General features: G+C 47.1%; 20 protein-coding genes. 1 reads left to right on the top strand and 19 read right to left on the bottom strand.

Features of this window, described 5'->3' with window-relative positions; genetic code table 11:
• Nucleotides 1–53: 53 nt before the first annotated feature.
• The 17 genes from AC2JF8_RS03900 to AC2JF8_RS03820 form a co-directional block, all read right to left on the bottom strand.
• Nucleotides 54–734, bottom strand: coding sequence for a histidine phosphatase family protein (locus AC2JF8_RS03900; protein WP_500729137.1), 681 nt, complete (start codon nucleotides 732–734; stop codon nucleotides 54–56).
• Nucleotides 735–930: 196 nt separating this feature from the next.
• Entirely contained in the window at nucleotides 931–1593 is a 663-nt protein-coding gene (locus AC2JF8_RS03895) for an ATP-binding cassette domain-containing protein (RefSeq protein WP_500761231.1), read from the bottom strand.
• Between the two features lie 19 nt (nucleotides 1594–1612).
• Nucleotides 1613–2272: a hypothetical protein gene (locus tag AC2JF8_RS03890; protein WP_500729139.1), complete on the bottom strand. Its 660-nt coding sequence runs from the start codon at nucleotides 2270–2272 to the stop codon at nucleotides 1613–1615.
• The gene (locus AC2JF8_RS03885) at nucleotides 2269–2952 is read right to left on the bottom strand and encodes a hypothetical protein (protein WP_500761229.1); all 684 of its coding nucleotides are present in this window, start codon (nucleotides 2950–2952) and stop codon (nucleotides 2269–2271) included. Before AC2JF8_RS03885 ends, AC2JF8_RS03890 begins: the two co-directional genes overlap by 4 nt.
• A complete protein-coding gene (locus tag AC2JF8_RS03880) occupies nucleotides 2939–3730 on the bottom strand; it encodes a hypothetical protein (protein ID WP_500761227.1) in 792 nt (263 codons plus the stop codon). Before AC2JF8_RS03880 ends, AC2JF8_RS03885 begins: the two co-directional genes overlap by 14 nt.
• A 74-nt stretch (nucleotides 3731–3804) precedes the next feature.
• Nucleotides 3805–4263, bottom strand: coding sequence for a DUF2712 domain-containing protein (locus AC2JF8_RS03875; RefSeq protein ID WP_500729142.1), 459 nt, complete (start codon nucleotides 4261–4263; stop codon nucleotides 3805–3807).
• A gap of 232 nt (nucleotides 4264–4495) precedes the next feature.
• Complete coding sequence (locus tag AC2JF8_RS03870; RefSeq protein ID WP_500729143.1) at nucleotides 4496–5359, bottom strand: helix-turn-helix domain-containing protein; 864 nt, start codon at nucleotides 5357–5359, stop codon at nucleotides 4496–4498.
• Between the two features lie 245 nt (nucleotides 5360–5604).
• Nucleotides 5605–6912: a PTS sugar transporter subunit IIC gene (locus tag AC2JF8_RS03865; protein WP_500729144.1), complete on the bottom strand. Its 1308-nt coding sequence runs from the start codon at nucleotides 6910–6912 to the stop codon at nucleotides 5605–5607.
• 19 nt (nucleotides 6913–6931) lie between these two features.
• Nucleotides 6932–8293: a glycoside hydrolase family 1 protein gene (locus tag AC2JF8_RS03860; protein ID WP_500761225.1), complete on the bottom strand. Its 1362-nt coding sequence runs from the start codon at nucleotides 8291–8293 to the stop codon at nucleotides 6932–6934.
• A 125-nt stretch (nucleotides 8294–8418) separates the two neighbouring features.
• The gene (gene scrK, locus AC2JF8_RS03855; RefSeq protein ID WP_500761223.1) at nucleotides 8419–9297 is read right to left on the bottom strand and encodes a fructokinase ScrK; all 879 of its coding nucleotides are present in this window, start codon (nucleotides 9295–9297) and stop codon (nucleotides 8419–8421) included.
• A 12-nt stretch (nucleotides 9298–9309) separates the two neighbouring features.
• Nucleotides 9310–11205 (bottom strand): BglG family transcription antiterminator, encoded by a 1896-nt coding sequence (locus AC2JF8_RS03850; RefSeq protein ID WP_500761221.1) that lies wholly within the window; start codon nucleotides 11203–11205, stop codon nucleotides 9310–9312.
• 76 nt (nucleotides 11206–11281) lie between these two features.
• The gene (locus tag AC2JF8_RS03845; RefSeq protein WP_500761219.1) at nucleotides 11282–13903 is read right to left on the bottom strand and encodes an alpha-mannosidase; all 2622 of its coding nucleotides are present in this window, start codon (nucleotides 13901–13903) and stop codon (nucleotides 11282–11284) included.
• 8 nt (nucleotides 13904–13911) lie between these two features.
• Complete coding sequence (locus AC2JF8_RS03840; protein ID WP_500761217.1) at nucleotides 13912–16581, bottom strand: glycoside hydrolase family 38 N-terminal domain-containing protein; 2670 nt, start codon at nucleotides 16579–16581, stop codon at nucleotides 13912–13914.
• An 87-nt stretch (nucleotides 16582–16668) separates the two neighbouring features.
• Complete coding sequence (locus AC2JF8_RS03835; RefSeq protein ID WP_500761215.1) at nucleotides 16669–17766, bottom strand: PTS fructose transporter subunit IIC; 1098 nt, start codon at nucleotides 17764–17766, stop codon at nucleotides 16669–16671.
• Nucleotide 17767: 1 nt separating this feature from the next.
• Complete coding sequence (locus tag AC2JF8_RS03830) at nucleotides 17768–18085, bottom strand: PTS fructose transporter subunit IIB (protein WP_500761213.1); 318 nt, start codon at nucleotides 18083–18085, stop codon at nucleotides 17768–17770.
• Nucleotides 18086–18090: 5 nt separating this feature from the next.
• Nucleotides 18091–18540, bottom strand: coding sequence for a PTS sugar transporter subunit IIA (locus tag AC2JF8_RS03825; protein WP_500761211.1), 450 nt, complete (start codon nucleotides 18538–18540; stop codon nucleotides 18091–18093).
• A gap of 282 nt (nucleotides 18541–18822) precedes the next feature.
• Complete coding sequence (locus AC2JF8_RS03820; protein ID WP_500761209.1) at nucleotides 18823–21432, bottom strand: cation-translocating P-type ATPase; 2610 nt, start codon at nucleotides 21430–21432, stop codon at nucleotides 18823–18825.
• A 517-nt stretch (nucleotides 21433–21949) separates the two neighbouring features.
• Here AC2JF8_RS03820 and AC2JF8_RS03815 point away from each other — a divergent pair.
• Nucleotides 21950–22660 (top strand): TatD family hydrolase, encoded by a 711-nt coding sequence (locus tag AC2JF8_RS03815; protein ID WP_500761207.1) that lies wholly within the window; start codon nucleotides 21950–21952, stop codon nucleotides 22658–22660.
• 73 nt (nucleotides 22661–22733) lie between these two features.
• Here AC2JF8_RS03815 and AC2JF8_RS03810 read toward each other — a convergent pair whose 3' ends face one another.
• Together AC2JF8_RS03810 and AC2JF8_RS03805 are read right to left on the bottom strand one after the other, a co-directional pair.
• Nucleotides 22734–23369 carry an SdpI family protein gene (locus AC2JF8_RS03810; protein ID WP_500761205.1) on the bottom strand — a complete coding sequence of 212 codons (636 nt, stop codon included), beginning with the start codon at nucleotides 23367–23369 and terminating at the stop codon, nucleotides 22734–22736.
• Entirely contained in the window at nucleotides 23356–23649 is a 294-nt protein-coding gene (locus AC2JF8_RS03805) for an autorepressor SdpR family transcription factor (protein ID WP_500761203.1), read from the bottom strand. Before AC2JF8_RS03805 ends, AC2JF8_RS03810 begins: the two co-directional genes overlap by 14 nt.
• Nucleotide 23650 lies beyond the last annotated feature (1 nt).

The raw sequence follows: 23650 nt of genomic DNA, 5'->3' as shown, positions 1-23650 counted from the left end.
TCGTTCCCTTTAAATATTATTGTAACAAAAAATCCCACTTACCAAGTAGGATTCTACATGTCTTCTGCATCAACATTATAATCGACTATCTCAAAGTGCCCGTCATTATACAGAATGCCGCGGGTCACGCTCCCATTCTCGGGAAAAACAATGTCGTGCAGGCCGTCACTCTGGTTCCAGTACTTAATGCCCAGGGTCTTGATGAAGTCGCCGTGAGACACAATCAGAACCCGCTGGTCATTTTGGGTCAGGCTGCGCAGAACCGCAATTGCCCGCACCATCCGCTCATCCAGCTCTTCCTTGTTCTCGGCTAAATGGCGAGGATCGGCCTCCTTGGTGGCCTCGCGGAATTCATAGATGCCAACCCGGTTGATAATCTTGGTGACGTCCCGCTCCGGGCCAACTCCAGCAGCCTGGGCCACCCGCTCCCAGGTGTCTTCAATGTCATCGCCCTCAAAAGAGCCAAAAAAGACCTCGCGAAACTCTGGCAATTTTTTGATTTTGCCGATTTCTGAAACGCGGTTAGCGTCCTTCATCAGGTGGACCGTGTCGATTGCCCGCTTCAAGTCGGAGGAATACATGTTGTCAAAGTGAATCTGGCTAAGTGCCAGTGCCGTCTTTTTCAGATCGTTTATGCCCTTGACGGTCAGCGGCGAATCGCACCACCCCTGAACCTTGTTCAACTGGTTAAACATCGTTTCGCCGTGCCTAATTAAGTAAACTTCTGTTGCCATTTGCATTCCCCTTTCTCGTCCATATCGTTGGTAAATGATAACATATCTCACCTGTAAAATAAACATTACGGCGCCCCGCAGACGGGCGTAATTTAGGACGGTGCAACCAGACAATCAGGAACAAGCGGCGCTGATTCTGCCAGGCACAAAAAAGCCAGCCGTGGTGCTGACCCATTGAATTCACAACAATCTTAGTTTAACCGCAGACCGCGTCCTTAATTGACCGCTTGTCTGATATCCGGCCATCGTCAAGTTCATAAAAGTCATCGGCAATCGACCTGATTACCCGGTCATCGTGGCTGGCAAGCAGAATCGTCCGTCCTTCTTGGCGCAATCTAAGCATCAATTTTTCAAAAACTGCAATCGATTCTTTGTCCAAGCCGTTGGTGGGTTCGTCCAGCACCAGCAATTCCTGCTTCTCCATAAAAGCCTGGACAATTGCCAGTTTTTGCCGCATGCCGAGGGAAAACTTTTTCACCCGCTTGTCCTTAACTTCGTCCAGACCAAAGACCCTCATGGCCGCCAGAATTTCCGTGGTCCCCACCAGGTTCTTGATGGCCGCGAGGTACTGCAGGTTCTTCAGTGCCGAATAGGAACTGATGAAGCCCGGCGTCTCAATGATTGCACCGACATTGGCCACCCGCGGACTGTTCAGACCCACCCTTTGCCCCTTGAGCGTGATTGTCCCGGCGTTGACTTTGACAAGGCCCAGAATGGTGCGAAACAGCATGGTCTTGCCCGAACCGTTCGTCCCGATGAAGCCCGTAATGCTGCCCCGCTCAACGGCAAAATTGACGTCTTGCAGCACGGTTTCATTTTTAATCGTCTTAGTTACATTGCTTAATTCTAAAAAGCTCATCGCTTATCTCCTTGTTTCCTTATTTCGTTTCAATCCCCTTGTTGAGCCAGCTCAACCCAAGTCCCGTGGCCAGCAGCCAGCCGCAACTGATCAGGTCCGCTCCCCAGCACAATTGCGTTGTCAACAGCGGCAGGCATCTTGTCTTCAGTGCCAAGGCGATTAGAACAAGCGCGATGCCCGCAAGCTCGCCCAGGACTGGTTCAAGCAGTGAGCACAGCAGCAAGAATGTGGTGAAGGCGGCAAGACTCAAACACAGGCTGCAAAGCAGGTGCAGGCTGGCTGCCCAGGTCATATTGCCGCCCCCGGCAAAGGCCGTGATTACGCCCAAGAACAAAAGGTTATACACAATCGCAAAGGCAATTGTCGTCAACAGGCAATTTTGTAAAATGGTCGTCCTTTTTTCATTCCTGACCACCACCAGGGGATTGGCAGCCAGCAGCTTGTCCTGCAGCGTGGGGAGCAGGTAAAATTCGCCGCCCAGATAATACAGCAGCCAGGCGAGGTTGCCCGTAATTCCGCCCGGGCCAACAAGCGGATAGGTAGTAAAAATATTGTGCTGCAGCGTGAAGCCCTCAATATTGCAGTACTGCCAGCAGAAGAGCAGCTGAAAAAAGAGTACAACCACCTTGCCGGTCCGGTTGGACGTCAGGATTTCATTCCCGTAAACGCGCCACTTCATAAGCGTTCACCCCGGGAAAACTGCCTGCTGCTGAGACCCCAAAAGACCAGCATGAGCCCCCACATGACGAGCGTCTGCAGGATAAGCCGGCGCACATCGCCCTGAAGCAGAAAGTCGCTGTTGATCAGGGCACTGAGTATTTTATTACGGATCAGCGTGGTGGTCAGCAGAACGACTAGTGCATAGACAAGGCCGTTCACAAAAAGATAATTCAGCATGGGCGCCAGCAGGTAAATCAGCAGGATAAGGCTCTGAAAGAAGAGAAGGTTCTCAAAGGCAACTGCCACGGTTAAAACGAGGGGCAGCCAGTAGATTTGGCTAATTGCCGGCTCCGCTAGCAGGAAGCCCTCAAGGACTGCGGCGGAAAGCACGCTGGTCCACAGGCTGCTGAGCAGCAGCCAGCCAATCACCGTCTTGAGCCAGTCTTCTTTTTGTCGCAGCCGAATCTGTTCCAAACTGCTGGGCAGCGGCTGGGCCACGGCAATAAACAGAACGTTAATGAAGGCAATCAGCGAGTAAAAGGAATTGGGCATTAGCAACTGATAGACCGCCGCCCTCTTGCCGAGTCCGCGGGCCAGTCCGGCCAGTGCGTAGAAAGCAACCAGCAATCCCAGTGCAACGAAGCTAATTAGCACAAGCCGGCGTGCATGTGCCTTTAACAAGCGCCTAATTGAAGACATCTTGCTTAACCTGCTTCCACGTTATCAGGGTGATTGCACCGACAATGACCACGAAGTAGCCCAGCAATATGTATATATTATAAAAATAATAATTGCTTGAGTTAGGTGAAAGAAGTGAGTTGAGTGAAGCCTCGACCTCACCAGTCAATCCGCCGAGCAAAACCGTTAAAAACACAAAGACAAAGGCGGTTACAATCTCAATGCCTTTATGAACATCGAAGTATGAAGTGGCTAAGCCCATCAGACCGAATAAGCCACTGAAAACGAAGACAATCACCATTGTGCACAACCAGAACAACAGGATGTGGTGCATGAACAAGTTGTAGCCCCAGCCACTTGGATCAATAATTTGAATATCACGACTTTGGGGAAGATTGGCGATATGATAGTTTAAAAAGAAGTATCCCGCCTCCAGCAGAAGGGGCAAAATGCCCACAAGTCCACCGACCACAAAGGAACTTGCACTAGTTGCCAAAAGATACCGTCTTTTACTTGTTCGGATCAGCAGCCCATCTAGTCGGTGGTTGAGCTTATCCTCTTGGAAAGTAGAGCTGGCGGCTAGACCGCACATTAATGGCAGCAAAAAATAATACATCGTCGAACCTACCCCGGTGAAGTCAAAGCCTGTTAGATGCAAGAAGGCATTGTTTACTACGCGGGTGGCATTCATCTGGTTGATGGTTTTGGCCTGCAGAAGAATAACCGTAAGGCCGATTGCCAGCGCCAGCCAGGTCTGCCAGCGCAGACACATTCTCTGTACCTGTTTTTTAAAAAGCATAATTGATTCCTAGTAATATTAAAAAAGAAAAATACCCAGATAAAGGACATTTTCCTTTTCATTGATAATATAGTTTAGATAGAATCTGGACTCCATTTACCACCTGCATGCACGGTGACAATCTCTAATCCAGCAGTTTTGACACCTAATTTAATGTTTGTTTTGCCATACATTTCATAAGCTCTATTGTATATTTTTGCACTCTGACCCTGCTTTAAGATATACTCACTTGTGTTGATATTTCCACCATTCGCTCTTTCAGTCCAGACTGCAATTTTTCCTTTACCAATGGCAGTTGCTTTTGCATAACTTCTGCTTTTATCCTTCTTCATTCTGCTATTAGTATACATATTTCCCTGCAACCTTGGTAAATTAAAATCCCAGTTACTATCTGTGTGATTGTTTCTCAACAATTCTGAAGTATCTTCTTCTAAGTTACCAGTATCTTCGTTTTCATCAGCTAATACTAAGCCCGAAGATCCTATTGACAGCATTACACCAGCTAAAGCCGATAATATAAATCTCTTTTTCATGATATGCTCTCCCATAACTACTTCTAATTCAGAGTATAGATTATAAATTTGATCAAAATCTCGTAATCTACTTCTCTTACACATTAATAATGAATGCAAAAATTTAGGATCCCTCTACTTTCATTCATTATGGACAGTTTATCATCGCAAACCACAATAAAAATAATATGTTCACTATAGTGAACATATTATTTATTTTTTCCGTAATAATAGTATCATTACAGTAGCTAGACTACTGAATCTGATATATCTGCTTTATTTGCAAAAAAATCTTTTTTGCAATTGTCCTAAAGTGGTTCATACCGAGGTAGTCTAACAGCGAAAAGTAATTGTTAACAATTTGCGTCTCATCTTTTGTATCAATGTAATGCAGCAATTCAAGGGCAAACTTTAAGCGCAGTCTTTCGAAGAAAAACTCATCTTTAATCTTGATTGCATCAATTAGGGGAAGGAGTCTTTGCGCATTCTGATAATCGTCATAGATCAAGGCAAAGGCCGCATTAAGGATGGTCATAAGAGCCGCGCGCTGCCACTTTTCATCGCTTTTATCCTGTTTGTCAATGAACTTAGCAATCAGCATTTTAGTAAACGCGACTACCTTTCGCCCCGGCAGGAGAGACAACGTGTTGCCAAAAATGAATATGTCTTCGTAGTACCACTCATTAGTATTCGACAATATTTCTTCGAGGTGCTCAACGTCACCGGGCAAAAATAAATTTTCCTCCGTGTCGGCCTTCAAGAATTGGCACGCAATCGCCGCACTCAACAGAAGATTTCTGCTGTATGGATTGCTTCTGCTTTGTGTGAGGTACTTAACCGCAATTTTCTTCAGCTTTCGGTCGTCATTATTAATATAAGCGGCATTGATAGCGTCAATATTCGTGTCATTGCCTATTGTATCGTCAACCAGTTCTGTCACTTTGATATTCATTCTTTTTAGCATCGCGACAACCTTGCCAAAGGGCATGTTGCCTTGACCCTTCTCCCAGTAATAAAGCGCCGTTTTGGATGCAACACCGCTCGCAGCAAAATCTAGGCTGTAATTTTTCCCTTCCCTTAATCGTTTAAATCTTTTACCGTATATTTTATCGTGCATGGAGGTACCCCAAATGAAAAAAATATTTATCTATTCTGTTATCGCAATCATTTTTGAAGGTGCTATGGTAACAATTCCCAGGTCGCTTGATCTGCTCAACAACATAATTGCCTGACCGTATCAACTGCAGTTTAACATTGTTGCAGTAAGCGCTGTCAAGCTTTTTTAAACAAAATAGCTTCTAGAGCGTATATGCGTCCTAGAAGCTATTATTTTTTGCAAATGCCATTATTACAACAAGCTTTTTATTCCTGGGCTAATTCCGCTTGTTTCAGTGCAACCCGTTCAGAAATCTTGATGAACGGAACGTAGAACAGCGTGCACACGATAAGAATGATGATCTGCACCAAGACGACCTTCCAATCGCCGGCACTAGCCAGGACGCCGCTTAAAATTGGCGGCGTCGTCCAGGGCACGAGCACACTCAGTGGCTTAACAAAACCGCTGGCCGTTGCGAAATAGCCGATCAGTGATCCAATCACCGGGCTCAAAACGAACGGGATAATCATCGGAACGTTGAAGACGATTGGGAAGCCAAAGATGATGGGCTCGTTAATCTCAAAAAGCCCCGGAACTGTTGCCAGTTTGACAACATCCCTGTACGGTTGATAACGCGAAACGAGCAGCCCCGCAATGATCAAAGCCAGGGTTAACCCCGTACCGCCCATCTGCGCATAAACGGTCACGAAGTCCGTATTGATGATATGCGTGGGCTGCTGACCCGATATTGCCTGGGCCATATTTTCAATCATTCCCACTAAGAGCACGGGGTCAAGAAAGGTGCCGTTGATGACTGTTTGGTGAGCGCCCAGCGTATATAAAAAGTTGCCGAGAGAATAAATAATTAAAAAGCCGGGTAGTGATGTGCCGATTGCCAGTAACGGTTGCTGAACAAAACACGACAGTAAAAAAATAACATCAAAATCAAAGTAAAAGCAGGTAGCTGCAACAAGGCCAAAAATGCTCAAAGCCAGCAGCACCGGGACTAAGGCCGCAAGATCCGCAAGAGCTGCTGGTGGTACTTGAGTCTTAGGGTTAACTGCCGGTTGCATTAATCGGGCTATTCTCATGTGAATTTCTGCTGCAATTAGGCCAATAATGAGCCCCGCAATGACTCCACTCGGGCCTACCTGTTCGAACAAACCAGGCTTTGTGCTAATAGCCGGGTAAGTGCGACTAGCAAACAGCATGATAAATAGTGCTGCACTTGCCGTCAATGCCACCGCAAGTGGATTGGCAAAAGCCTTATTTTGGGCTAAATGATACGCAGCCAGCGGTGCAATCAATATGCCAGCAACATTAATTGTCCCCTTGCAGAGGGCAAGTGCCCAAACGTGAAGCTGGGCTAAAGCTGCACCCTGTAAAATTGTGCTCAAAGCAGCAATAAGCAAAACGGCTAGCCCCGCGACTAGCAAAAAAGGCATCAACGCCGTAAAGGCTGCACGCATTGACCGCAAATGAACCTGGTTGCCAATTTTTACCAACTCTTTTGCATGCTTGTCTGACAAGCGGTGCAGCTTCAATTCCCCCGGGCTGTTTGTAGAACCATTCATCTTAAGTTTCTCCTCGCTGCTACGCCAAATCTTGGCCATCAGAGTGGATAACCTTTTTCAGCCAGTAATAGCTCTTCTTGGGCACCCGCCTCATATCACGCAGATCATGGTTGGTGCGATTCACGTACACCACGCCGTAGCGCTTTTCCATGTTCCCCTGCGAGCTCATAATATCGATCAGTCCCCAGCCTAAATAACCCAGAACTTCGACCCCATCCTGCCTTATTGCATCCTGCATCGCCTTGATGTGCTCCCTGTGGTAATCGATCCGATAATCATCCGCAATTGGGTGCTGACCATCCCAGCTTTCCCGCACGCCTATTCCGTTTTCAATTGGAAAAACCGGCAGATGGTAACGGTGGTAAATCTTGTTCAGAACATCCCTGAACCCCAAAGCATCAATCTGCCAGCCCCACTCCGTGGACTTTAGAAACGGATTGTCCTCCTTGCCAAAATCCAGGTATAAATTTGGCGCCGTACCAGCAGGGACGCGGCTTGCATCAATCGTACTGGAAGCATAGTAACTAAAACTCAAAAAGTCGCTTCTTAGTGCCGCAATTTCTGCTAGCTCCGCTTTCGTATGCGCAACCTTTATCTGCTTATTGCGCACAAAGGCTTTGACCATGGCGGAATATTTCCCGTACGCAAAGGCATCAAGCAGGTTATAATTCAAAAATTCAGCAATTTGGTGCGCGGCAAAAACATCTGCGGGGTTTGCCGTTGCCGGGTAAACCTGGCTGTAAGCCAGCATTCCGCCTACTTTAGCGGTGGTTGTGGCATGGAGATAATTGGCAACGGCCGCATGACAATACATCACGTTGTGGGCAATCTGGCATAAGACGGTCAATGAGTGGTCGCCCTTTACATAACCCGCAATCTTAAAGGCCTCTGAGGTATGGTAAAGGTTCTGCTCGTTAAAGGTAATCCAATACTTGACGCGGTCCTTGAAATGATCAACCACCACCTTGCCAAAACGGATAAAGGCCGCACAAACTTTCTTGCTGCTAAAACCGTTATATTCTTCTGCCAGATGCAAAGGCATATCAAAATGATAAAGGCAGATCATCGGTTCAATGTTGCGCGCAAGCAGGGCATCGACTAGTCTGTCATAATAACGCAAGCCCTCCTCGTTAACCTCACCGTCACCATTTTTCATTATCCGTGACCACGAAACCTGGAACCGGTACATGTTCATGCCCAAGTCTTGCATGTAGTCAAAATCCTCCTCAAAGTGGTGGTAGTTGTCGTTTGCAACGTGCCAATCGCTGGCATCGTTAGCAGCCTTTTTTACGTCATAAACCGATAGGCTCTTGCCGCCCTCGTTCCAGCCGCCTTCCGTTTGCATGCTTGAGGTCGAATTGCCCCAGAAAAATTTATTCATTTTATCTCATCCTTGTGTATTAAGTTTCTAATCGACGCATACTTGCTTTATGCAGTAAAAGAAGCGCAACAGTAGCAGTGAACACCGTTGCGCTTCTTGCGTATTCAACTATTTTGGCCTACTGCCTAGCTCAATGCCCGCAGTGCATTTTTGGCCAAGGCAAAGTTGCCAACGGTTGCCGAACCATTATCCGCAATTGCCGGCATTGTAATATAAGCGGTCAATTCCGGCACCTTTACGTACCCGCTCAGCAGATTTGCAAAATCTTGTCTGACCTTTTGCAAGAACGCTTCGCTGGTCACGCCGCCACCAAAAACAATTTTATCCGGTCTGAGAATCAAAGTGGCTTGCAGAGCCGCCTGGGCCACGTAATAACTCATAATATCCCAAACGTGGTCGGTTAGCGGCACTTCAGGTCCCGGACGCCCCACGCGTGCTTCAAAAGTTGGTCCGGACACCAACCCTTCCAAGCAATCACCGTGAAAAGGACAAATGCCCCTAAAATCGCCGTCATCTGGGTGACGCTTGACTAGTACGTGACCCATCTCGGGGTGCCCCAGTGAACCCACCAGCTTGCCATCAATAATGGCACCGCCGCCAACGCCTGTTCCAATGGTGTAGTAGACGAGCGTATCGACGTCTTCGTTTGACAGCCGTGACATCACGTACTCGCCGTATGCGGATCCGTTGACGTCGGTCGTAAAAAAGAGCGGCACGTTAATCCTTCTTTTGATCATCCCGACTATGTCCGTGTTTTGCCAGCCCTTCTTGGGCGTGGTTGTAATATAGCCGTAATTAGGCGCGGTCTTCCTAATCTCAATCGGACCAAATGATGCAATCCCGAGCGCATCAATCCGGTACTTTTGAAAGTACGCCGTAACTTTGGCCAGTGTCTCTTGGGGCGTGGTTGTCGGTATTATTACCCGGCTCTTCACCTGGTAGTTTTCATTGCTAACAGCACAGACGAATTTCGTGCCGCCCGCTTCAATAGATCCCAGTTGCATTCTTTTTCCTTCCTAATAACTCGTTTTAATCAACATGCTGATTGCCTGTTTAACTTCACCTGGCGAAGTACTTTTGTCAATGATTTTTCTGAAGGTTGAATTGGTCTGCAGGTCAACGATAAAATCAAACAATTTTTGAATGCTTAAGTAATCCTGACGCGCAATCGCCAGTAAAAAAACGTACTTAACTTCGTTTTTTTCATCCCATTGGATTGGTCTGTTCAACCGTGCAAAAGATACTTTTGACTTTTTCGTTGCATACCCTAAAGAGTGGGGGATGGCAATTTTGCCCCCAATTGCCGTGGAATACATTTTTTCACGCTCATAAACTTTCGCCATATAATCCTCGTTGACAACATTTTCAGCCTCCAAATTTTTGATCAGCCTGTTCAAAAGCTCATTCTTCGTCATCTTTTGATCCAACAAGTAGATATTTGCCTCATCAAACAGCTTATCAATCATCCTATAGGGATTGTTGAGGGATTTTAAATAATCAGACAACTGAATAATATCATTATGAAAATTGGCAAGATCGATTTGAATTACCGGAACAGCAGAATCAACAATGGGAACCATCGAAATCAGGAAATCGTTGCCCGCTACCTTGCCTTCCAGATACTCGTTGTAGGTATAAGTGCCCGTAATATCCAAAAAGGAACTAAACTGAGACTGCAGCTTGGCACGCACAAGTGCAGCTGTGGATACCCCTGTGCCACATATTAACGCAACCTTTTTCTTAGAAGTAAGCGTGTCTTGGCGTTCAATCGCGGCGCCGACGTGAAGCGTAATAAACGATAATTCATCATCGTTCAGCTTCAAGCTGAGCATGTGCTCCAGGATTGGGGCCGCATAGGCGGTGATTTCATACGCATACGGAAAGGTCGACAGTATAACCGTCAACAACGGATTTTTCCTGTGCCCGTTCACGGTTTTTATTTTCACCAGGTTGTCCAGGTGCTGGGTCAAATTGATCCGCAACTCCTGATCGTCTAACAAGTCCACCGCAAACTCCTTCTTGATGTTCTGCAAAAAAATAGCTACGGCGTTGGAAATGTCCTTCTTGATGACAACCTTGTTGTCTGACGTCATGCCTTCAGGATAATTCATCGCAAAGTGATAAACCAGGTCATCTTGTTCATGATTATTTAATACAACGTCAAATTCACGCTCGATTTTTTGAATTAACAACGTAATTGAATCAAAAACCGCTTGGTTGATTTTGATTACGCTGCCAGTGTCCAAGTGGTGTCCAAGCTTAATTCGTGAAATTGTCAGGGCAGCGTGCAAAATGATGTTTTTAATATTAATGTCAGCCAGTCGGTAGCTGTAGTGCCGCAGAAAGCCGTGAATAATACGCTTGAGCTTATTGAGGTCAACATTGGCAAAAATGGCCCTTTCTTGTTCGGTAAAGTCAATAATGTAGGCGTTGGTCTTTTTATTGATCAGCTTTGAAATGATGAAATTTCGTTTGGCTGATTCGGACCCCATGACAGAATAATCATCACCATTTTTTACTACTTTTAAGCCCAGTTCGCCAAATTCTTTTTTGATTGTCACCAGGTAGGTAAAAAAGGTGTTGTCACTTATATAAAGCTTCTCCGTAAGGTCAGCAAGACTCACCTTATTGTTGACCAACAAGTACTGTTCCACCTTCATGATGCGCTCACCGGAACTGGTGGCGGGCAGGTCGCTTTTGACTATCTGGCTTAACTTCTGGCGCGTTTCTTCCGTAAGATTTGCAAGGTAGAAGCCAGACCCACGTTTATTTTTGATTTCCACGTTAAAATCACGCAGCTCGCCATTTAATTCTTGAATGTCAGACCTGATTGTCCTCGTGCTCACATTGCACTTTTGCGCCAAAAAAGAAGCGGAAACAAAGTTATTAGCAGACTTATTTAATAAAAACATTAGTATATCACCCAACCGTTTATAAGAAAGTTTCATCTAATCACTTTGATCCTTTTAATTAGTCCGCCACCAGATTTTATATGTGCCTAATCACAGTGAGCATATCGTATGGCTTGATTTTAAAGTTCTGGTCGCACGTTTCTTCGAGCCCGTTAACCTGGGTATATCCTTCATCTTTAAGGTAGGAGACGTCCTTCTCCTTGTCAGTCATGTTGGATAAACGCAGGACCAAGCAGTCTTTAATTGTATATGCGGGGTACAGGGCGGATATTTCAACCTCATTGTTAATCTTTAGCCATGATTCACCCGGCTTAAGCTTAGGCAGCGATGATGAGAACTCAATGTCCCACAGCTTGTTATCCAGCCGATTGACAAACAGATTGTACTTTTGCATCTGGTAGCTGATCGATGGGGCATACCAATTCGACAATACGTGCGCAATATTGCCTTCATCGAGCTCCGTGCCGCTTGGCGCGTACAAGCCAAACTCAAACTCATTCTCACCCAGCTCCTGCGCCATCGGTGTCGGCATCATCACGTGGCCCACCGATGTTGTATCCCCGGATGCCCTTCCCGGACGCCACAACAAGTCGGACTTGCCCAGCTGACCGGTTGTCGACATGAGCGTGATGAAGAGTTCATCCTTGTCTTGTTCATATTCCTTCTGCCCCGTTCCGAAGAAATACAGCCCCCTGGTCGAATCATGCAGACCAACGCAGCGGTCAAAAATATAAATATTCACCGGCTTTTCTACAAATTCATCATTCCAATCCAGGGCAATCGCCTCGTTGCGGGTCTGCCTAAAGCCGCCCTGAATTTGTGCGTGCGCATATTCGGCACTGATGCCCGTTTTCATCCGCAGTCTTAGCCGATGCGATAAAGCCTGGTTATCTATCTTCAGTTTGGCTGCGACCACTTGAGAATTTGCACTCAGACCTAAAACCAACTGATACTTCACATCAACCAGTTGCCGGTCTTTTTCGTCTAGACGGTCCTTCAGAGAATAAGGCAATTGCCAGACGCCCGTCAGGGTTAACCGCTCAATTCCACCCGCACTAGTTTTTTCAAGCCTGCCGTTCCACGGGAGCCTGACTTCTGCATCCCCCCTTAATGGTGAAAAGTCATAGGTATCGCCATCGTTAGCCTGATCATAGAGACTGATAACATCGGCAAACGTCTTGCCGGGGGTAATTAAATCGAATTGGTTATCAGCAAAAACAACTTGAATCTTGTCATTAGCGATAGCGTTTCCCGCGGCCGGCTTTAATTTAGCAACCGGTTTGGCGCTATCCTCAAAGTGAACAACCTGGTAGCCCAGTCCCGCCATTTTTACGGCCAAGCTTACCTTTAGCTTGAAGTAGCCCGGCTCATCCTTAAACTCATATCCGTTCGGGGTTAACTGCATGATGTGCGGACGGGCCTTAGTCTCTTCTTGGGAAATTATTACAGCCCGGTACTCGGCGGGAAACTCAACCTGGTCAGTCCGACTAATGATTTCAACTATTTTGCGCCCGTTAAATTCATACGGATCCGTGTTAAAGACGATCACATCATGATCAGTCAGAGCCAGTCGCTGTGCCAAACGCTTTTTGACGTAGTTTTCTACACCTTCTGCTATTTCAAACGCCTGTTTGAAGCGGTTGTTCATGTCGACCGCCACGTTGTCGGTCACGCTGCCACCCAGTGTGTCATGCGGCTGCAATTTAAATAGCAATTTCCACAGCTTAATGGCTATGCCGTTAGAAATAGGTATTTGTGCAAATTTTGCAATCACCATCAGGGGTTCCAGCCGTCTGGTAATCATTTGTTCCAATTTAAAATTATTACGCTTATTGCGCGCTCTGACCGAAGCAATCGTTCTGTGAACCCGCGAGTACGTTGGGTACCTTAACTCGCCTTGATATTCAGGCAGCTTGCGTGCGCGTAACTTTGCCATGAACTCTGGGTAAGTGCTTATTACCACTTCATGTTTTGAGTACTCATTAACCTTTTTTAATGTTTTAGAAAGGTCATGGATGATATTCATCTGGTCAATTCCCGAGGGAATTAAGACTTCGGCGTTATCACCGTTTAGGGCCTCGAAGTCAATGCCCTTGTCCAGCCTGTTTTTGACAAAGTCCTGCAGGTTGCGCTTAGATTCGAGGTCAATCTGCCCCGTATAGTAGCCCAGTGGGAAGTTGGCCGCAAAAACAGCCTTTCCGCCCAGTGCCTTCCACTTGAAGTAGACCGAGTTGGTCTGGCGCTTGAAGTTAGTGCCACGCCATGATAAGAAATCATGGATATTCACTTGATCCAATATCATTGGCAAGTTGGCGTTGAAGCCGAAGGTGTCCGGCAGGTAGCCGAGCATCATTGGCTCACCGAAGTTTTCCTTAGCATCCAAAATTCCGATAACCAAATTACGCAAGAGCGATTCGGCATTGGGAATCAGCGCATCGGTTTGGGTATACCAGGGACCAATGAAAAGCTGTTTGCGGTTAACCAATTTCCGAATTCTTGCCTGGGCTTCCGGGTGTATTTCAACGTAATCGTCAACAATTGACATCTGTCCGTCTAACGTGAAGTTTGCTTCCGGATGTTCTTCAAGTTCATCAAGCACTTGGGTAAATAGTTGATCGCTTAACACTTGGGCATCTTGAGTCGTAAAATACCATTCTCGATCCCAGTGCGTATGATTGACAAAATATGCTTTAACCATGATTTCTCCTAAAATTCAAAGTAAACTGTTAAAAATTTAGCGTGCGTAACCTCTGGAAGAGTCACCGTTAAGTTCTTAACTTCTAATCGTTTGATACAATTTCCATTTAAGTCGTCTAATTCCACCAGCTTTGGCTTTTGGCCAAACGTAATTTCATCACTAACGGGGATGAATTTGGGGTTATACAACCGCACGTTATGACCAGGACGGTTTTGACTTTTTTCAACCGTGCTGATCGTCAAGTTGCCAGCAGTCTTAAAAAGGCTAAACGCTTCATTATATGAACGCGCAACTGGGTTAAACGGGAAGGTCAGCCGGCCATTTAGAAACTCCGCGTATTCATATATTTGAATGGGCGTCGCTAATTCTTTCACCTCATTAGCTATCTCCGTGTGGTCGTAATCCGCTTGCCCGGTGAGCAGTGCGCATTCAAAAGACAATTTTTGCATCAGCTGCGCCTTCGGAGTCGCAACGGTGTCATCACCGGAAGCTCTTCCCGGCCGATACAGCAGATCCTTTTTGCCTAGCATGCCGTAAGTCCTGAACAGGGTCAAACGAATGGTTGAGTGGTTTTCGCCAATGTTCTCATATTCCCTGACGCCCAGTGGTGCAACCGCCATACACCTGAATTTGTCAGACATTGCAACAAAACTCTGCATCGTATTGATTGCAATCGGTTTTTCCTGCCATTGGTGCGGATCTTTTTCCCATTGTGCCAGTTCTTTTTCCTTAACAAGCGGGCGCTTGATTGAACCAAACTGAATATCTGCAATGCTCTCTTCGCTGACAATCTGGCTGTCAAAATCAATGCATAAGCGGTGACTTTTTACCCTGGTATTGTCAACGTTGACTTTAAGCGCAATGGCTTTAGATAATTTGTCCAAAGTAACAACCAACCTGACCGGCATGCGGGCATCGGCAGTTTTGGCTGCGCGCTTGGTCAAGTCGCTTGGCACCCTAAACTCAAAATCAATCACCAATTTTTCCTGGAGCTTACCCCGGATAACCTGAACGCGGTGCTCCTGGTCTGTGGAATAAATAACCATGTCCTTCTTAGCCGGTGAATAATTGTAGGAGTCGCCCCCATCACCATTTTCTTCTAAAACAGCCTGATTCTGATATAAATAACCATTCTGTTTATCCAAGATGTTTAGGCTCGCATCATCATTAACCGAAATGCGGTAGAACTTGTTTTCGATCGTGTTTCCGGTCGCCAATTCTGCCAGCTTAGCGGGTACATCATGCGCGGGCAATAAGTACAGCTGCTTGAAGCCAAATGCGGGCACGCGGGCCAGTTCAACGTTCACCTTGATCTGGTAGACCTTGTCGGGACGATAGATTGCTTGCCCCGGATCCAGCTGAATAGTCGCGCCGGTTAGTCTTTCCGTTACGTCCTTAATTTCAGTGATTTCGTACGCCACGTTAGTGCCATCTTCATCAACCAACTTAAAGTGCCGACTAGGTGAATAGATTGTTTGCTTGACCACTTCATTTCTTTCAAGCGGCAGCGTGTTGAATACGGTAAGCGTAATTGGATGACCATTGTTTTTAACTTTGGTCGAAATCTGACGCAAGGTAACATCGGTCAAACTGGTGGCAATGTCGTGCACTTCTTTATAGCGCCGTTCAATGTCATCGTTAACTGCATCCGCCACGCAGTTGCCCATTGAATCATGTGCTGCATTCTCAAGCATATTTTTCCAAATATCCTTCACGGCTTGTTGAGGATAATCTAGGCCAAAAAAGCTGCCCAAAGCCAAAACTGGTTCCATGACATTGCTAAGGTAGTACTGCAGCTTGGTGTTTTGCTTTTTCAGGTCGGCACGCGAAGAATAGATTGACTTGTGGACGCGCATGTCCTTGCCTGAATCCTGTTCTCCCTCCACGCGCGTCAACTCAGGCTTGGCCCGCTTGACTGCATCGATGTATTTTGGCAATGATGATATTTCAAAAGTGAATCTATCCTTATTGTCCCTGTTTAACTTGGCAATGAATTCTGGCAAGTCAAACCGGATGGGCGCCATATCTGAGCCATTCGGAAACAAAATATTGGCAGTCGTAGCTTGGTCGACAATTGTCTTGAACGGCTCTTCTTGCATTAGCGTCCTGAGTTTTGTTTCATCAATCACTCCGCCCACGAAGTAGCCGCAGGCCATCCGAAACACGTTGACTTCAGACCCATCTTCGCCTTGCCAAACAAATTCAGACTTTTTGGTATCGGCAAGTGAAAAGCCGCGGTACAGCACCGCATCATTAATGCCAAAACTTTGGTAGATTTGGGGCATACTGGATTCCTGGCCGAAGGAATCCGGCACGTAAGCGATGTTCATGTATCCGCCCAATTTTTTGCTGTCTTCCATCCCAATCTGAAGATTTTTGATGATGCTCTCGCCGGAAACAACGAACTGGTCGGTTTGGGTATACCAGGGCCCCAGCAGCAGCTTTTGTGCTTTAACTAAGCTTTTTACCCGCTCCGTGTCCTGCGGCCGCCACTTCAAGTAATCGGTAATTAAGGACGATTGCCCGTCTAAAAGAAAAAACTGATAGTCATCGCCCTTTTCCAAGCAGTCGATTACATCTTTGATATCTTTTAAAAGGTAAACCTTTGCCTTAGACGACGTGAAGAACCATTCCCTGTCCCAATGCGTATGGGGTACAACATGTACTCGTTTAACCATTTTTTCTCCTAAGTTTTCTTCTAAAGTAAAAAACTATAGCCGGAAATTTTAAGTTTTCTTTCTAAACTATAGTTTTTTAGTTACGTATTATTGAATGTTTATTTCGATATCATCATCACTTAATGACTCTTCACCGGTTGAACTTTCATCGTTAAAGTTGGCAATTAACGGAGCAGCAACTGCAATGAAGACTGCACAAACAAAAATACCAGCAAGATAGGCAAAGATATTATCGGCGGTCAAAATACCTGGCAACCCACCCAAAGGCGGAATGTGTGACTTTACGCCTAAGAAAGCGCCTGTGGCTGATCCTAACGCACCACCAATAACATTCACAATAATCAACTGGGGTGCCTTCATCATGAATGGAATCGCCCCTTCGGTAATGCCAAAGGTCCCCATGATTAAGTTGTTGTGGCCCATTTCAAGCAATTCGGCTGAAAAACGTTTCTTTGGCCAAATAAAACTCATGAGTGCGTAACCCATCGGAATCGCACAGATTGCAATGTTGGTGTATAGACACGGCTGGTACACGCCTTCCAGGAAGAAGAAGTTCCCGACGCCCCAAGCGGCCTTATTAACTGGTCCACCGAGGTCGACACCGATCATTCCACCCATAATGGCAGCAAGCAGAACCGCATTGGTCTTTTGGTTAACCATGAACTTAACCCATGAGGTTAGCCCCGTGTTGATCCAGGCTAGTGGCGGCGTCAAAATCACGCCGACAAAAACTGCAACTGAACCGACCGTCAGCAGCGGCATAATTATTAACTCAATAGCAGAATTCCATTTATCGGGAACCTTGATCTTTCTGCACCAGCGAGCAACGTAACCAGCAATTAAGCCCGCAACGATTGCGCCGATAAAGCCCAATTGGTTATTAGTAGCAAGCTGCCCACCGATAAAGCCGGCGCCTAATGCGGGTTTATCCCCGAGGGCATAAGCAATATAACCACCAATGACAAGGTTAACCAGGCCGATGCCAATCCAACCAACGGAATTGACCTGATACAGCATATGGAAAAAGCCCGTTGACTTAGCAAATTTGGATAAGTCGCCGTAGCCGAAGCACATCCCGATCAGCTGTGGAACACCGACAACGAGGGCACCACCAATAACGGTTGGAATCATGTAAGAGATCCCGCTCATTATGGCTCCTTCCCATTCCTTCAAAAGCTTTTTCATTTTAGTCCTCCTTCTTGACTGCGGCTGCACACTTCTTCAACACGGCCTTCGGTGCCTTGATGCAGGTATTGATGTCGACCCTAATTACAGGCTTGTTGGCGAACCTCTCCATGCTCGTGATTTTTTGGTCCGAGGCAATCAACACAAAGTCAGCGGCATCTGCTTCCTCCTGGGTAATGGCATTGACTGGTCCCATCATCCCCTGTTGTTCCATTTTGACATTCCAGTTCAATTCTTTGCCCGCTTTTTCTAATGCCTTCGCTGCCATTGGCGTGTGTGCTAGTCCGGCAGGACAAGCGGAAATTCCGACTACGTTCATAATTGTTATTCTCCAATCTTTTCATTAATAAAATCAGCAATGTCTTCCTTTGCAGTTAGACCTCTGAGCTTCACTTTAAAATCATCTTCAAGTAAGGCTGTTGACAGGTTAGCCAGCATCTTCAAGTGGTCGTTGCCAGCATTTTCAGGTGGAACCATCAGCGAGAACACGTCCGTCACCGGCTTATCATCATAGGTCTGCCAAGCAAGCGGCTTGCTCAGCCTAAAATAGAGAAAGCCCGGTCTTTTAACAACCACGGTTTTAGCATGCGGAATGGCAAAGCCATCCTCAAGCCCCGTTGAAAATTCTCTTTCTCTTTCCAAAAAGCTCTTGTCCAATTCAGCAGTGTCCTCTGTATAACCTGCGTCAAAAGCGGCTTGAGAAGCATACTTCAAGAATGAATCAACACTCGACTCATTAACGTTTAAAAAAACATCATTTGCAGTGAATTTCATCTTTCCTCCTTCACTTTTGTTCTTTGAAACCCTTTACAAAAAACATAATAACTTTAATCGCAATCTTTGTAATTACGGGAAATTTCCATTTAAGGTGGAAATTTTATATAGCGGTGAATATCAACAAAGTGGAGAATCTTAAATCCAGATATTTTTACAAAACAAAAAGCCTGCTTCCCTCGTGGAAAACAAGCTTTCAGTTAACATCTTTTAAACGGCTGGCATCATCAGCTAGCTACATATTCCGTTGATCGGGCAGGTGGTTCAGTGACCCCAGCAATCCTAAAATTCCTCCCGCTCGCTGCATACTTGCCGGGTAAATCCAGCTACACGTTTATTCAGTTCCAAGACCAATGTTGGCAACAGGCTGCCAACCAGAACCACGAGCCAACCACTAAGTGGCAGCGCGGCCAGTTCCAGGAAGCTGCGCAGCCCCGGTAGAAGGGCAAGAGCCAGAACCAACAGGATTCCTGCTATCAATCCCCGGTTGAGCAAGGGATTGCTCTTAAGCGTGGCCTGGCTTAGCGGGCGCGTATCTTTGATGGCATAGATATCAATCATCGAACCCAGGGCCAGGACCAGGAAGACCAGCGTCATCCCAACCTGCGCCTGGTCGGCCGCAAGGGCGAAGCGGCCCCAGGCGTAAACGCCCAGCGTCAAACACGTGAAGGTAACAGCACGCACAACCATCCTCTGCAAAAGACCGCGGCCCAGTATACTTTCACTGTTAGCACTCGGATTCTGGTTCATTAGGTGGGGCTCGGCCGGTTCCTGGCTAATGAAGAAGCCCGGAATACCGTCGGCCAACACGTTAATAATCAGTAGCTGTTCGGCAAGCAGCGCGGGCCCCCAACCCAGCATTGCAGTGATGATCATCAGGAAAATCTGGGCAAAATTGACGCCAACCAAAAACTCAACGGCCTTGATAACATTTTGGTAGACCGACCGGCCTTCCTCGACCGCCACAATGATTGTGGCAAAATTATCGTCCGTCAAAATCATATCGGCGGCTTCCTTGGCCACTTCCGTGCCGGTAATGCCCATCGCGACGCCAACATCCGCGGCCTTCAGTGCCGGTGCATCATTGACGCCGTCGCCCGTCATCGCAACGGTCTTATCCAGATTCTGCCAGGCCTGGACAATCCTAATTTTATCGCTAGGCGACACCCGGGCATAAACAGCAATTTCCTGAATCTGCTCCTTTAACTCGGCATCGTTCATTTCTTGCAGCTCACTGCCAGTAACTACGCGATCGCCATCTTCCAAAATGCCAATTTCGTGCGCAATTGCCTTGGCGGTTTCCAGGTGGTCCCCGGTAATCATGATGGTCTTGATCCCCGCCTGCTTGGCCTCATCCACAGCGGCAAAAACTTCCGGACGTGGTGGGTCGATCAAGCCAATCAGACCTGCCAGTTCGAAGTCCGTGTTGATTGTTGCCCAGTCTTCTGTATTTGCATCGGCCGGCATGACCTTGTAGCCAACCGCCAGGATGCGCAGGGCAGCTGCGGCCAGCTCATCGTGCGCCCGTTGGCCGTCTGCAAGGGCCGCATCTTTTTTCAGGGGCAGGCGGTCCCACGCGCCCTTGGCAATTGCCAACTTGCGCCCATCTTCTAACTGATGAATTGTAGTCATCATCTTCTTAGTAGAATTAAAGGGATCCTCCGCAATTCGGGGTGCAGTCTCTTCCAATTCTTCACGGCTGGTTCCGAGTGCCTCGAGCCAGTTCACAATCGCTATTTCGGTTGCATCCCCCATCACGTGAGTTTCGCCGTTATTTTCACTTACCTTGGCGTTGGTAGCCAGTCCCAGGTAGCGCGCCAGGTTCTGCTCGGCGGTCGGCACGCCGCTATTCGTGCGCATAATCCCCGTGGTCGGCGTCCAGTACTTGGTGATAGTCATCTTGTTCTGGGTCAGCGTGCCCGTCTTATCTGTCGCAATGACATCAACGTTGCCGATTGTCTCAACGGCACCGACTCGCCGCATGATTGCCCCCCGCTCAGCCATGCGCTGCACGCCATGCGACAGGCTAATGGTCACGATAATTGGTAGGGTCTCCGGCACCGCGGCTACAGCCAGTGACAGGCCAACCATGAGGCTGTCGGCGATGCCCTTATGCTGAATCCTAATGCTCAGGATAAAAATTATTAACCCACCACAGGCCGCAAAAAAGGTCATCCACTTCGACAAGTGGTCGAGCTTGCCCTGCAACGGCGTATTCCGCTTTTCGGTCTGGTTCAATAAACCGGCAATCTTGCCCAGTTCCGTTGCCATACCGGTTTGGGTGACCTGCACGAGTGCACGGCCGTCCACCACCGCTGTTCCGGAATAAACCTTTTGCCTAGCCGTTAATTTTTCTCCGGTGCGGTACGATGTTTTGGTCACTGCTTCGCTCTCCCCGGTGAGGATGGCCTCATCGGCGGCAAAGCCGGATTCATCTATCACCACGGCATCCGCCGGCACCTGGTCGCCCACCTTCAAGTGCACCAGGTCGCCCGGCACCAATTCTGTGACTGCGACGGCCATGTCTTGACCAGAGCGCCGGACGTTTGCCTGGGGCAAGCTCATTGACTTCAAAGCGGCGAGTGACTTCTCCGCTGAGGCCTCCTGGTACAGGCCGATGGCCACGTTAATCACCAGAATTGCACCAATCACAATCGTTTTGGTCCAGCCGCCTTCCTGAAAAATCGCCATGTACGTTGACAGGGCGACCGCAAACAATAAGACCAGCGACGAAATGTCGCTGAGGTGATGCCATATTTTCTGGTACAGGGGTACAAGGGGCTTGGCAATAAGCTCATTTTGGCCGTATTTAGCCCGTTGCTGCCGAACCGCAGCGTCAGTCAAACCGGACTTGGGGGTTAGTTTTGATAGTAGTTCTGTTTTTTGAGACATGCTATTCCTCCATTATTTGATTATTTTTTACAAAAATTCTGCTTACGACAGTATCAAGTTCCAGCATCACAATGTAAAATTTCATCTGTTTATGAACAATTTATTCACAATACCATCTTTTCAATTTGAAGCAATCTGTATTGCCAGTCAATTACTATTTCTGTAAAAAGCGTACCACAATTATAACCAAGCATACCTTTTATAGCAAAGATAATGCCTAACCATACTAGATATAGTATTTAATAGTTCTTGGTGGTCTTTATAAAATCTTAAAATTGCGGATTGATAATTTTTCTGCACGCACCCGTGTACAAGTCAGATGCAGTAGCGGAAAAAGCATAAATACAGCGTTCACAGTGGGTGTTTAATGCGCTTAACAAATCCTCAAGCAGATGGCATCCGTAGCAACCTCACTAGTGCTATTGAAGCAGTTGCACCAAAAATGCTATATTGAGGAGAAAATAATTTAAATTACCAAAGACGCTGCCCGCGTTTTTAGTTGAAAGGAAGATAATCCATGCTAACCGACGCCCACTGCCACCTAGAAAATAATGCTGAACTCGCTCAGCTGCAAATCAGCGAACAAATCAAATCCATTATTAACTGCCAAACGCCAGCGGAGTGGACGCTTAACGAGCGCCTGACCCAGCACTGCCAGCCACTCAGCTTTGGCATCCATCCCTGGGACGTGGATAAGTTCTCCTTCACGGACGCCCTGCCCTACTTGGAACGTGCAGATGTGGTCGGCGAGATTGGCCTTGACGGCGTCTGGACGGATAATGACATGCAGCACCAAGTCCAGACGTTTAACGCGCAAATGAGCTGGGCACAGCGGAATCATAAGCCGGTCATTCTCCACACCAAAGGCTGCGAGGAGGCTATTCTGCAAACAATCCGCCGCTACTCCAATCGCTACCTGATCCACTGGTACGACTGTCCGGATTATCAGCAAGAATACATCGACGAGGGCTGCTATTTCAGTTTTTGCCTTGAAGTAGAACATAATTCCAGCATTATCACGTTAGCACAGCAGGTCCCCCTTGAGCGCCTGCTGGTCGAGACCGACGGACTAGGATCAGTTGCGTGGCTTGAAGGCCACCCCGTCGCACTTCAGGACTACCCGCACGTTCTTGAAAAAACAATTCTCGCATTGGCCCGGCTGCGCCAAATGGATGCCGCCGTCTTGACCAAGCAGCTTGAAGCTAACTTTGGGCACTTTATGGGATAAAATTTAAACAACAATTTCTAATCACAAAAAGACGTGCTTCACAGCAGAGGCGCGTCTTTTGCTTGATTATTTTTTAATAGCCCTTCTTGCTGAGTGCGTAAGAGTAGCACGTTGGAATTAAAATAACGATAAAAACAACGGCAATAACAAGCACAAAAAGGTGCAAGAAGGAAGTTAGTAGCAAAACGACCCCACCGAACATAAAGGTCCAACCCGCCAAGTGGTGCGTCTTTTGCCAGTTCGCTTTATTGCTCAGCGTCCACGGAATCCTGATGCCAACGGTGTGGTTGGGCCTGATCTTGGGCAAGTAGTTGCCCAAGATCATCAAAAACAACCCCAGAAAGATACTCAGCACGACGGATATCCGCAGCTTGTAGCCCAGTGCAAAGGCGTAAAGCGCAAGGTTGATGACGTTGATCAGCACCGGCAGCAGCCAGAACGTGATGCCCACCACCTTATAATTAAGGTTCTTAGTTTTTGCTTCGTGCATGAATGATAAGAGCATTATTCCTTGAAGCAGAAGCATGATAAGGGGCATTCCCAGGATAACCCACAGCTTGCTGCTGAAACCATTCGGCACGTCCGCCAGTCCAAAGTGCATTGCCATTCGTTCAGGGAGCCACTTATAAAGCAGCAGACCCACCACCGTTGGCAGTAATATTAGCAGGGTCGACACTAGGGTCGTCCACCGAAAATTAGTCTTGTTCATCTTGATTTCCTTTCAGGTCAACAAACCACGTCATAATTTCTTCCAGAATAGACGTATTTAATGAATAGTAAATAAAGTTCTTGGCACGTTCTTCGTCAATCAAATCAGCCTTTTTAAGAATGCTGAGATGGTAAGAAACGGTGGCTGGCGTCATGTCAAAGTGACTGGCAATTTCGCCTGCCGACATCTGTCCGCCCTTCAGCAGCCGCAAAATCTTGCGCCGCCCCGGATCCGCTAAGGCCTTAAAGCTAGTTTCAAAACTCACATTGTCCCCTTCCATT

This window comes from Lactobacillus sp. CA30L (assembly GCF_059900845.1).
Note: the sequence above shows the minus strand (reverse complement) of the source record. Positions and strands in the feature narration are given on the sequence as shown.